9 protein-coding genes are annotated in these 12,756 nt (G+C 50.1%); 4 read left to right on the top strand and 5 right to left on the bottom strand.

Going from position 1 to position 12,756, the window contains the following annotated elements:
- Nucleotides 1-266: 266 nt before the first annotated feature.
- Together uvrB and ACTHTG_RS10270 are read left to right on the top strand one after the other, a co-directional pair.
- Nucleotides 267-2,294: an excinuclease ABC subunit UvrB gene (gene uvrB, locus ACTHTG_RS10265; protein ID WP_004520928.1), complete on the top strand. Its 2,028-nt coding sequence runs from the start codon at nt 267-269 to the stop codon at nt 2,292-2,294.
- Between the two features lie 39 nt (nt 2,295-2,333).
- Nucleotides 2,334-3,401 carry a hypothetical protein gene (locus ACTHTG_RS10270; RefSeq protein ID WP_070587603.1) on the top strand — a complete coding sequence of 356 codons (1,068 nt, stop codon included), beginning with the start codon at nt 2,334-2,336 and terminating at the stop codon, nt 3,399-3,401.
- 245 nt (nt 3,402-3,646) lie between these two features.
- Here the strand turns inward: ACTHTG_RS10270 and xth are convergent, their stop codons facing one another.
- From xth to ACTHTG_RS10290, 4 genes are all read right to left on the bottom strand, one after another.
- Nucleotides 3,647-4,417, bottom strand: coding sequence for an exodeoxyribonuclease III (xth, locus tag ACTHTG_RS10275; RefSeq protein WP_004520932.1), 771 nt, complete (start codon nt 4,415-4,417; stop codon nt 3,647-3,649).
- A gap of 167 nt (nt 4,418-4,584) precedes the next feature.
- Nucleotides 4,585-4,863, bottom strand: a complete 279-nt coding sequence (locus ACTHTG_RS10280) for an ArsR/SmtB family transcription factor (protein WP_004520933.1) — start codon at nt 4,861-4,863, stop codon at nt 4,585-4,587.
- Between the two features lie 403 nt (nt 4,864-5,266).
- Entirely contained in the window at nt 5,267-7,048 is a 1,782-nt protein-coding gene (locus tag ACTHTG_RS10285; protein WP_440360668.1) for an extracellular solute-binding protein, read from the bottom strand.
- A 99-nt stretch (nt 7,049-7,147) separates the two neighbouring features.
- Nucleotides 7,148-8,350, bottom strand: coding sequence for a YihY family inner membrane protein (locus ACTHTG_RS10290; protein ID WP_440360669.1), 1,203 nt, complete (start codon nt 8,348-8,350; stop codon nt 7,148-7,150).
- Between the two features lie 98 nt (nt 8,351-8,448).
- On the opposite strand from ACTHTG_RS10290, the gene wrbA reads away from it, so the two are divergent.
- Entirely contained in the window at nt 8,449-9,054 is a 606-nt protein-coding gene (gene wrbA / locus ACTHTG_RS10295) for an NAD(P)H:quinone oxidoreductase (RefSeq protein WP_101756382.1), read from the top strand.
- A 211-nt stretch (nt 9,055-9,265) separates the two neighbouring features.
- Nucleotides 9,266-11,443: a TonB-dependent siderophore receptor gene (locus ACTHTG_RS10300; protein WP_440360670.1), complete on the top strand. Its 2,178-nt coding sequence runs from the start codon at nt 9,266-9,268 to the stop codon at nt 11,441-11,443.
- Nucleotides 11,444-11,634: 191 nt separating this feature from the next.
- On the opposite strand, the gene aroG is transcribed toward ACTHTG_RS10300, so the two are convergent.
- Nucleotides 11,635-12,678, bottom strand: coding sequence for a 3-deoxy-7-phosphoheptulonate synthase AroG (gene aroG / locus ACTHTG_RS10305; protein ID WP_440360671.1), 1,044 nt, complete (start codon nt 12,676-12,678; stop codon nt 11,635-11,637).
- Nucleotides 12,679-12,756: the final 78 nt, after the last annotated feature.

Here is a 12,756-nt window from a genome sequence, read left to right on the forward strand (position 1 = left end):
TGAGGAGATATTTAGGGGCAATGATGCGGAGTGTCGGCCTTTTACGGGGTAGAAACCTGATCTAAAGGGAGGAAGCGAATAAAGAAAAAGGACGTGGGGTACACGTCCTGGGAGAGGGTAGTTTAATTGTCCAGCTAACACAACCAACCTCAGTTAGCTAAGGAAGGAGAAGAAATATTTAGTCTTATCAGATTGGCACACTATCAATTTTCAGACGGCCCTTTGTTATAATCTTCTCTTTACCTGAATATAAAACAGGCTGTCTTATGGAAGTCATCCAATACCCCAATTCTCCGTTTAAACTCCACCAACCCTTTCCCCCCGCCGGCGACCAGCCTACTGCCATTGCCGACCTGCTCGAAGGGCTTTCAGACGGCCTGGCCTACCAAACCCTGCTCGGCGTAACCGGTTCGGGCAAAACCTATACCATGGCGAACGTCATCGCGCAAAGCGGCCGCCCCGCCATCATCATGGCGCACAACAAAACCCTTGCCGCCCAGCTCTACGCCGAAATGCGCGAGTTTTTCCCCGAAAACGCGGTGGAATATTTCGTCTCCTACTACGACTATTACCAACCCGAAGCCTATGTGCCCAGCCGCGATTTGTTCATAGAAAAAGACAGCGCGATCAACGAGCACATCGAGCAGATGCGCCTTTCTGCCACCAAAAACCTGATGACGCGCGACGACGTGATTATCGTCGCCACCGTGTCCGCCATTTACGGTATCGGCGACCCGACCGAATACCAACAAATGGTGTTGTCCGTCAAAGAAGGCGACACCATCGAGCAGCGCGACATCATCGCCACGCTTGTTTCCATGCAGTACGAACGCGGCGATTTGGATTTTAAACGCGGCAGCTTTCGTGTGCGCGGCGACGTGATCGACGTGTACCCCGCCGAAAGCTCCGAAAACGCCTTGCGCATCAGCCTGTTCGACGACGAAATCGACCGCCTCGATATGTTCGACCCGCTTTCAGGTAGCCTTATCCAACGCGTCGGCCGTTACACCGTCTTCCCGTCCAGCCACTACGTTACCCCGCGCGACACTGTATTGCGTGCCTGCGAGTCCATCAAAGAAGAACTGCGCGAACGCATCGAATTTTTCGCCCGCGAACAACGCCCCGTCGAACAACAACGCATCGAACAGCGCACCCGCTTCGATCTCGAAATGCTCTACGAAATGGGCTTCTGTAAAGGCATCGAAAACTACTCCCGCCACTTCTCCGGCAAAAAAGAAGGCGAACCGCCGCCCACACTGATGGACTATCTGCCCGACAACGCCATCATGTTCATCGATGAAAGCCACGTTACCGTTACTCAAATTGGCGGTATGTACAAAGGCGACGCATCGCGCAAGCAAAACCTCGTGGACTACGGCTTCCGTCTGCCTTCCGCCCGCGACAACCGCCCGCTCAAATTCCACGAATTTGAAAAAGTCATGCCGCAAACCATTTTCGTTTCCGCCACCCCCGCCAAATACGAAGAAGAACACGCCGGGCAAGTGGTCGAACAAGTCGTCCGCCCCACAGGGCTGGTCGATCCACAAATCATCATCCGCCCCGTTGCCACCCAAGTCGATGATTTAATGAGCGAAATCAACGACCGCATCCAAAAAGGCGAACGCGTACTCGTTACCACCCTCACCAAACGCATGGCGGAGCAACTCACCGACTATTACAGCGAACTCGGCATCAAAGTGCGCTACCTGCACAGCGACATCGACACAGTCGAGCGCGTTGAAATCATTAGAGATTTACGGCTCGGGCTGTTTGACGTACTCGTCGGCATCAACCTCTTGCGCGAAGGCCTCGACATCCCCGAAGTCTCCCTCGTCGCCATCCTCGACGCCGACAAAGAAGGATTCCTGCGCTCGCACCGCAGTCTGATTCAAACCATAGGCCGAGCCGCGCGCAACGTGAACGGCGTCGCCATCCTGTACGCCGACAAAATCACCGACTCCATGAAAGCCGCCATCGACGAAACCGAACGCCGCCGCGAAAAACAGATTAAATTCAACGAAGAACACGGCATCGTGCCGCAGCAGATTAAAAAACAGGTCAAAGACATCATCGACGGCGTGTACCACGAAGAAGACGGCGGCAAAGGCCGTCTGAAAGGCAAAAACAAAGTTAAAGTCGGCGAAATCCACAATGAAGAAGACGCGATCAAAGAAATCGCCAAACTGGAAAAAGCCATGCAGCAGGCGGCCAGGGATTTGCAGTTTGAAGAGGCGGCTGTGTTGCGGGATAAGATTCGGGGGATTAAAGAGAATTTGCTTTTTGGGGTGGAGTAAAAGCAATATTATTTATTAATTTAAATTAGAGAAATAATTATGAGCGATTTTGAAAAAGCAGTAACTTTAGCAAAACTGGTTAAAACATTTGATGTAGATGATAGCATGTTAAGTGTTCTTTTGAGTCAAATAGGAGATGATCAAATAAAAAAGAACTTTCCAAGAATTAAGAGAGGATTAAATTTTGAAGTAGAATACCAAAATTTATTTGAAACATTTCCGTGGATAAAGAATCTTCATGGATTAGATCAAAAGCAGAATCAAATACATAAAAAAGATTATCAAGTTCCCGACTTTTCATTACTGATAGAGAATAATGAAAAAGAAAATTTTCCTATTCTTGTAGAGGTAAAATCGGTAAAAAAAGACAAAGAGAATTTTGAAATAATGCCAAAACAGAAACATGCTTTATTGAATTATGCCAGAGACAATAATAAAGTAATTCTTTTAGCAATATATTGGGAAAAATATGCGTACTGGACTCATACAGTGTTGACAGCATTAGGAGGAAAAAAGAAAAACAAAATGAGTTTTGAGTATGCTTTAAAAAATGATATTTCTCATATAATTAGTGATTATACTTTTTTTTGCAATCAAAAATTTTATAGAAGAACAAAATTTTCTAATAAAAATAATAATGATATACAAGCACCTGTACATGGAAAATATGGAATTGTATTAGATATTGAGGTTAGTAAAGATGACGAAAAATATACAAAAATAGATGTATGTTATTCTGCAGTGATTGATTCAATAATCCCAATGAAAGAAGCACATTTTGATAAGCAGAAAAATACACTGACTGAAATATTTGAAGGCAATTTATTCATAAAATTATCAACATGGATATTAAGATACTTAGCTCTATGGGGTATAGAGGGTAATCAAATTTCAAATTCTAATCTTAAAGATAATAATGGGAATATTATGAATAATTTTGTTATGGCACGGTATGCAATCATTGATTTTATGCATCAAATGGATATGGTTCCAAGTTACTTGATTCCCGAATTTAAAGATAAGCATACTGAAACAATATTTAGTTTGGCTTATCCTGAATCTTCTGTGATGAGTAATTATTTACAAGCCTGTAATAAGCCGGCGTAATAAGTAAGCCGTAGCCTGCATCTCCACCTACCGCGTGCGTGGCCATGCCACACACACTACCTGTGAGCGGCACAAACTTTAAAACCGACGTGTAGGGTGTGTGCGGTACGCACGCACGCGTTCTTTGCTGTTCACACCATTATTTCAAACTTTCAGAAGACCTCAAACATCATCTGAAAACCTTTTGCAATAAGGCCGTCTGAAATCCAGTTTTCAGGCGGCCTTATTGTTTATTCACTCAAAATCTAACAGTCAAACTCGGCGATTACCGGTGCATGGTCGCTGGGGCGTTCTTGGGCGCGGGTTTCTAGGTCGACGGTAACGTCGGTAAGGGTGGCGGCGAGTTCGGGGCTGGTGAGGATGTGGTCGATGCGCAGGCCGAGTTTGCGTTGGAACATGCCGCCGCGGTAGTCGAACCAGGTGTAGAACGCGTCTTCGGGGTGGATTTTGCGCAGGCTGTCGGTTAGGCCGAGGTCGAGCAGGTTTTTAAACCATTGTCTTTCGATGGAGGAGCAATGGATTTTTTCGTGCCATTTTTCGGGGTCGTAGCAGTCGGCATCTGCCGGGGCGATGTTGAAGTCGCCGAGCAGGACGAGTTTGGGGTGGGCGGCCATTTCAGTGCGGACGAACTCGGTCAGTGCGGCAAACCATTGTTCTTTGTATTGGAATTTTGGGCTGTCCAGGGCTTCGCCGTTGACGCAATAGACGTTGATGACGCGCACGCCGTTGATGGTGGCGGCGATGACGCGGCGTTGCGGGTCGTCGGGAAGGGCGGGAAGGCCGCAATGTACGTCTTGCGGCTCGTAGCGGCTGATGATGGCGACGCCGTTGTAGGTTTTTTGGCCGCTCCAGACGCAGTGCCAGCCCATCATTTGCAGGGCGGCGGCCGGGAATTTGTCTTGGTCGAGTTTGAGTTCTTGTAAGGCGAGGATGTCGGCTTGGTGGTCGGCCAGCCAGTTTTGTACTTGGGGCAGGCGGACGTTGAGGGAGTTGACGTTCCAAGTGGCGATTTTCATGATGTTTCCGTGTGTGCTATTGGGTGGGAAGGCGGCGGATTGCGCCTGTGGGCATGGGCGGTATTGTATAGCGGATTGGTTTATTTTTCGATATGGGCTGAAAGGGGCAGGCCGTCTGAAAGCTGATGTTTCAGACGGCCTTGTTGTTGTGATGTGGAATAATTTGTTTATTCGGCTTGGTCTTTGAGCGTGCGCAGGGTATTGAGGATGGTGGCGGCTTCTTCGGAGATGAGGCGGTATTCGATGATGCGGTGGTAGCGCGTGAAATCGATGATGCCTTCGGTGCGCAGGCGTGCGAGGTGGTTGGCGATGCCGGTCGGGGAGGAGCCGAGTGCTTGTGCCAGTTCGGTAATGCTGCGGTCGCCGTCGAGCAGCAGGAAAAGGATGGCCATGCGTTCGGGGTTGGCAATCAGTTTGAGAATGGTAGACAGACGTTTGATTTCCATGTTTTTGTTCCTTTTATTATATGAACGCTTGATGTTGGTTAAATTGGGATGATTGTAGTTCTTATTACGATTATTCTTATAATTCAAAATCTTAAGTTGGAAGTGTACACGGTTTTGTAAATTTTGAGGGTATTGTGTTGCAATTTTTTTGTTAATTTTTGATATTTCGTTTCGGTTGCGAAACTGGATTGAAAAAAGACGAAAAGGCCGTCTAAAATGTTCCGTTGCAGATGATTTTGCTGACGGATTTTTCAGACGGCCTTTGATTTGGCTTTAAGTTGTTTTTTCTTTTGCGTTTATTTTGTTTGGGTGGATTAATTGGTTTTAAACGAATAATGGGTTTCTATGCCAAAGGCTACGCGTCGGGGGCTTGTCAGACGCTTGGCGTGTTGTCGAAATGCGACTACTTTTTCTTCCAGCCTGCGGTCATGGCGAAGGTGATGGGATCGTAGTATTTCGGCAGCTTGGACGGAATGCCTACATCGTTACGGTACACGACGCGGTAGCGGTCGGCGAACCAGTTTGGAACGATGGTGTATTGGTGGCGGATCAGTCGGTCGAGCGCGCGCGAGGTGGTTTGCAGCTCTTGGCGGTTGGTAAAGCTGTTGAAATGGGTCAGCAGTTTTTCGACCGCAGGATGACAGACGCCGGACAGGTTGCGGCTGCCTTCGGTTTTGGCGGCGGCGCAGCTGAAGTAGTCGTATTGCTCGTTGCCGGGGCTTTCACTGTTGCCGTAGTAGCCGGTGGTCACGTCAAAATCGAAGTCGTTCATGCGTTTTTGGTACACAGCGGAATCGGCGGTGCGCACGTTCATGGTAATGCCGATTTTGGCGAGGTCGCGCTGCCATTTGGCGGTAATGCGCTCGTAGTTTTTGCTTGGTGCGAGGAATTCAAAGGTCAGCGGTTTGCCTTGTTTGTCGACTGCTTTGCCGTTTTTGTATTGATAGCCGCCTTTTTCAAGCAGGGCGCGTGCTTTGAGCAGGTTCGGGCGCACGCCCAGCTTAGGGTCGGTAACCGGCGGCATAGGGACGTCTTGATCCAATACGCCGTCGGGCAGCTTGGTGCCCAATGATTTGAGCAATGCGGTTTCCGCGCTGTCAGGCTTGCCGGTTGCGGCCATGGTGCTGTTGGTGAAGAAGCTGTCGGTGCGGCGGTATGCGCCGTAGAAGATGCGGCTGTTGACGCTTTCGTAGTCGAAGCTTTCAATCAAGGCGCGGCGGACGTAAATATTGTCCAAGGGCTTGTGGCGCATATTGATGACGAAGCCTTGCATACCGGCGGTGCTGTTTTGCAGCCATTCGTGTTTGGACAGGTTGCGTTTTTTGAGGACTTCGTCTGAGTAGGCGCGCGCCCAGTTGCGGGCGACGTTTTCTTGTACGAAGTCATATTGGCCGCCTTTTAACCCTTCGATGCGGACAACTTCGTCTTTGACGTATTTGATGCGGATGTGGTCGTAGTTGTAGCGGCCTTTGCGTACGGGCAGGTTTTGCGCCCAGTAGTTTTTGTCGCGGACAAACTCGCTGATGCGGCCGTTTTCAGCTTTGGCAAAACGGTAGGGGCCGGAGCCGATGGGCAGGCTGTTGGGCGCGGCGGCCAGGCCTTTGGGATAGCTTTTATGCGAGAAGACGGGCAGGCTGCCGAGAATCATGTGCAATTCTGAGTTGCGCTGCTTGAAGCGGAACACGACGGTGCGGTCGTTGGGCGTTTCTACTTTGGCCACGTCGCTCCAGTAGAAGTGGTACATGGGGGCGGCGGCTTTGTCTTTGGTCAGGATGTTAAATGAAGCGGCAACGTCTTTGGCCAAAACGGGGTCGCCGTTGTGGAATTTGGCTTTGGGGTTGATTTTGAAGGTAACGGAAAGACCGTCCGGCGCCAGGGCGATGTCTTCGGCAATCAGGCCGTAAACGGCATAAGGTTCGTCCATGCTTTGCTCGGTCAGGGTGTCGAGCGTCAGCATACTGATGCCGTATTCGTGGTTGCCTTTGAGGGTAAAGGGGTTGAGCGTGTCAAAAGCACCGAGGAAAGGCGTGGTAAATGTGCCGCCTTTGGGGGCGTTGGGGTTGACGTATTCGAAAGAGGTGAAGTTGGCCGGATATTTGGGTGGTTGGCCAAGGCCTACGCCGTGGGCGGCAAAGGCGGCAGATGGAATCAAACCGAGCAGAGAGAGTAGGGCTGGTGTTTTCATCTATTTTTCCTTGTAGGTTGAATATTGTATTCAGTAGTGTGCCGATTATAGCAAAGGCCGTCTGAAACTTGATATTTTTGCTTTCAGACGGCATCAGGTTTAAGAGGATTGTTTTTTTGTATGGGCACCGAACTCGGCAAGCGTCATGTTCAAGGTTTCCAAGCAGGGCTGCATGATGTGGTCAACCGTTTGATTGACCTTGTCTTTATTAAGCGTTTGCGGACGGTAGACAAAGAGTTTGAACAGCTCCGACAAGTCGATGGACTCCGCCCCCATTTTCAAGACCCAGCCCTGACGGCCGGAATAGACATAACCGTGTCGCGCCAGTTTTTCTAAAAGCTCGCCCAATTCGTCAAAGCCCATATTGATATGCCGTCTGAACTCCTGCACCGGCAATGCCTTGCCGCTTTGTTGGGCAGAGTCGAGCAGCAGCAGGATTTTCAATACATCGTCAAAGCGGCCGCGCGCATCTAGACTGCGGCGGAACGCTTCGCCGCGCCAGTAGGACAGGGACGAGGTCAAAACCGCGCCGCCCAATACCAGCGTCCATAATAGGTTGAGCCACAACAGGAAAAACGGTACCGCGGCAAACGCGCCGTAAATTGATTTGTAGCCGTCAAAGTTGCCCATGTACCAAGCGAATAAAAAGCGTGCCGTTTCCAAGCAAAACGCCGTTACGGCCGCGCCGACCAAAGCATGGCTTGCCGGTACGAAACGGTTGGGCACAAAGCGGTATAAACCCCACAGCAGCACCGTAATAAATGAAACCGTAGTGATAACCCTCAGCCATTCCGAGCCGCCCACTACTTGCACCTGACCGATTACGACCGACAAGCCCACGCCCAAAGACAAAGGCCCAAACGTCAGCAACGCCCAATACACCAAAAACTGCATCATCCAAGGCCGTTGCGAATTGACGCGCCAAATCCGGTTGAACGCATTGTCTATCGTCCGAATCAGCATCAGCGAGGTTACGACCAACATCACACTGCCGATGGCCGTCAGCTTGGTGGCCTTATCGCGGAACGCATTGATGTAGTCAAACACCATATCCGCGCCCTGCGGCACAATGGTACGATTGATGAAAGAGACAAATTCCCCCGACCATTGGTCAAAAACAGGGAAGGCCGAAGCGATGACGACCATCACCGTCAACACGGGCACCAAAGCCAAAAGCGTCGTAAACGTCATGCTTGCCGCAACCTGCGGCACACGCTCCTCATCAAAACGGCGCACGACAAACCAAGCGAACGCCATGCCTTTACTCTTTAAAAAACCTTGCCACCATTGCGAAAACGGCATAACCTTTTCCCACTTTTGAATAGAAATTTTTCTTTTCAGACGGCCCGAGTATTCAAAAGGCCGTCTGAAACCTGACAGCATTGTAACGGAAACCCCAAATGAACCCAAATCCTCTGAAAATTCTCGTTCTCTTTTATTCCCAAAATGGCAGCACACGCAACCTTGCCCGCCAAATCGCACGCGGTATCGAAAGCGTGGACGGTTGCGAAGCCGTATTGCGTACCGTTCCCAAAGTTTCCACCGTTTGCGAAGCCGTTGAAAAAGACATTCCCGACGAAGGCGCGCCCTACGCGACTGCCGACGACCTCAAAAATTGCGCCGGCCTCGCGCTCGGCAGCCCGACACGTTTCGGCAATATGGCTGCCGCGATGAAATACTTTATCGACGGCACCATTCCCCTTTGGCTCGGCGCAGAACTCGTCGGCAAGCCTGCCACCGTATTCACCAGCACATCTTCGCTGCACGGCGGCCAAGAAAGCACCTTGCTAACCATGATGCTGCCCCTGTTGCACCACGGCATGGTCATCAGCGGCATCCCATATACCGAGTCCGCGCTCAGCAATACCCAAAGCGGCGGCACACCTTACGGCGCAAGCCATGTTTCCGGCCACGACAGCAAGCCGGCATTGACTGCCGAAGAAAACGATATTGCCTTTGCACAAGGTAAACGTTTGGCAGAATTGGCACGAAAATTGGCAGACTGATTACCTTGTAATAAAAAGATTAAGGCCGTCTGAAAACCTGATGATGCGGGTTTTCAGACGGCCTTTCTAGTTAATTATGATTAGTCTTAAAGAAATATTTTTAATGAAACAAACTACTTAGAAAATAGTGATTAGAACATAGTTTCATCGGACTACATCTTTTTGATAGAATCTGCGACCAAATTGTAAAGATAAGCTAATTGGAGAGGCTATGTCACTACCTGTATTTCCCTATGGCAAATTAAGCTTTGCCGTCAGTCTGGCGCTGTGTTCGGCGTATTCTTTCGCAACCGAAGTAGAAAATACCCAGCCGCAAGAACGTGTCGATTTACCGACAGTTACCGTCCAAGGTGTCGGAAAACAGACTACTTCCAACTACACTATTCCTGCTTCCTCTGCCGCAACAGGCATCCGCCTGACCCAGCGCGAAACGCCGCAGTCCTTGTCTGTCGTTACCGAAAAACAAATGGACGACCAAGGTTTGGATACCTTACAGGACGTGTTGAAACAAACGCCGGGCGTGTTCCACAGCAAAATGGGCAACAACGTATCCGGCCACAGCCAGTTTATTTCGCGCAGTCAGGCGATTGACAGCATTTCCGTGGACGGCGCGCCCAAATTCCTTTACGACGGTAAAGCCATCCGCCGCGGCACCAACAATCTGGACAGCACGTTGTACGAACAAGTCGTCGTCGTGCGCGGCGCAAGCGGTTTGTCCAACGGTGGTATGGGCGAGCCGGGCGGTACGGTTGCGTTGGAACGCAAAAAACCGACTGCCAAACCTGCCGTCAGCGTAGAAGCCGGTGTCGGTTCGTGGAACCACTACCGCTTCGTCCTTGATGCCAATCAGCCTTTGAATGCAGACAATACCTTGCGCGGCCGCGCTATTTTGGTCAGCGACCATGGCGGCGATTACCTGCCGAACACTTCGCGCCACAATCACACTTTCTACGGCACTTTGTCTTACGATATCACGCCGCAAACCCAATGGCGCCTCGGTACGGAAATACACCGTTTCCGCAATACCGGTAGCTCGCGTTTCAGCTATCTGACCGCAGCAGGTTCGCGCCGTACTGGATTCATACCGTTTGAGTCTTCGCCGCGTAGCAATTCGTCCGCACGCTGGGCATACGGCAAAGACACCAGTGCCGAAGTGTTCACTTCCCTCAGCCATGAGTTTGACAACGGCTGGAAACTGACAGGCGATTACAGCCATGTTTCGGGTAAAAACGACATCGTTTCAGGCATTGCCGGTACATTTGAAATCAATTCCGATTACTCTGCACTTTTCACTTCAGACCGCGACCGCAGCAAATACCGCGACCAGAATTTTTCATTGACCTTGGACGGTAATTATCCAGCGTTGGGCCGTTCGCATGAGTTCAATGCGGGCATCAGCTATCAGGACAACAAAGAAAACCTGTCTTTCTATGAAGAAGGCGAATCGACGATTCCTGATTTGCGCCTCTTTAACGGCAATATCGCCAAACCCGATATGCCGTATCTGCGCGATGGTTTTTCACGCATGAAAAACCTGTCGGTTTACGGCTCGACCCGTTTCAAACTGACCGACAAACTCGCCTTTATCGGCGGCAGCCGTTTTGTGGATTGGCGTTACCGTTACAGCACCAGCCGTAACAAATTCGCACACAGCAGCCACAAACAAAATGTTTTCATTCCTTATTTGGGCGTAACCTACGACATCGGCGACAATCTGACCGCCTATGCATCTTACACCACCATTTTCCGTCCGCAAGTACGTTACCTGACCAAAGACGGCGCGGCGCTCAAACCGCAGCGCGGCAAAACCTACGAGACCGGTTTGAAAGCGTCATGGTTTGAAGGCCGTCTGAATGCTTCCGCTTCCGTTTTTATGAACAAACGCGACCATTTGGGCGTTGTCGCAGGCAAATTCGCGAATGGCGAGGAATACTACCGCGCAGCCGACAACACCACAACAAAAGGCGTGGAACTCTCTGTCGGCGGCCGCCTGAGTGATAAATGGCTGCTGAATGCGTCTTATGCACGTTCTAAAATCAAAGACAGCGAAGGGGTTCAACTGCATCCGTCTTATCCGGTTCATTTGTTCAAACTCTTTACCGCGTATGACGTGACAGACCGTTTGAACCTGGGTGCCAATGTCAACTGGCAAAGCCGCAGCCACACGCTGGATGAATACCCTGCAGACATCAATCCGGCTGCCGCCGCCGCGTTGACCCAACGTCCGTATGCAACGCTGGATTTGACCGGTCATTACAAAATCGGCAAATCCACCCGCATCAGTTTGGACTTTGAAAACGTCTTTAACAAACGCTATCGCACCATGCCGGATATTCACGTTTACGGCACGCCGCGTAGTGTGACTGCAACGGTTAAACATACGTTTTAATTGAAAAGAAAAGTAGAGTAGGCCGTCTGAAAACCTGAGTGATCGGGTTTTTCAGACGGCCTGAATATTCTCTAACATACTGTTTTTATGTTGAACCTGACTAAAAATTGCTCGGGATCTTGAGCAAAGAAATCAAAATGACAGACGCAAAAAAGACCGGAATATATCCGGTCTTTTAAATGGTTTCGCACTTACGCTTGGTAACCTTTCGCTTCGGCAAGCAGGGCCAGCAATTCTTCAGTCGTATCCCAACCGATGCAGGCATCCGTAATACTTTGACCGTAAACTTCTGGCTTATCTTGGCGGCCTTCAACCAAGTGGCTTTCCACCATCACGCCCATAATGTTTTCTTCACCGGCTTTCAGCTGCGCCGCAACATCGCACGCCACGTCCATTTGTTTGCGGAAGTCTTTACGGCTGTTGGCATGGCTGCAGTCCACCATCAGTTTGCTGCTCACGCCGGCTTTTTGAAGCTGCGCCACCGCGTCTTTAACGTGTTCCGTGCTGTAATTAGGCTCTTTGCCGCCACGCAAAATCGCATGGCAGTCAGGGTTGCCGCTGGTGTGGACAATCGCGGAATGACCGGCTTTGGTTACAGACAGGAAGTGGTGCGGATGATTGGCGGCGCCGATGGCGTCGATAGCGATTTTCAGATTGCCGTCCGTGCCGTTTTTAAAACCGACAGGGCAGGAGAGGCCGCTGGCCAATTCGCGGTGTACCTGGCTTTCAGTCGTACGCGCACCAATCGCGCCCCAAGAAATCAGGTCGGCGTAGTATTGCGGCGTAATCATGTCCAAGAATTCAGTCGAAGCAGGCATGCCCATTTCGTTCAAAGTCAGCAACAACTGACGCGCTTGGCGCAGGCCGTAGTTGATGTCAAACGTACCGTCCAAGTGCGGATCGTTAATCAAGCCTTTCCAGCCAACGGTTGTACGCGGTTTTTCAAAATACACGCGCATCACAATCAGCAGCTCTTTCTCATATTTTTTGCGCAAGGTCAGCAATTTTTGCGCATATTCAACCGCCGCCTTAGTATCGTGAATCGAACATGGGCCGATGATGACCAGCAAACGGTTGTCGCGGCCGTGAACCAAATCCGAAATCTCATGACGTGTTTTATAAACCAAATTGGCAACCTGAGGCGTAACAGGCAGCTCATATAAATGTGCAATTGGAGGAAGTAACTCTTTGACTTCTTTGATCTTAATATCGTCGGTAGGGTGGTGCTGGGACATGATGAACTCTCTTGTTTATTTTTGATACAGGTTACAGGTTTTAGCAGAATTAAACAAGGCTTAGTTTTTTGTTTTAGC

Source organism: Neisseria sp. P0017.S009 (assembly GCF_051957375.1).
GTDB lineage: Bacteria > Pseudomonadota > Gammaproteobacteria > Burkholderiales > Neisseriaceae > Neisseria > Neisseria perflava.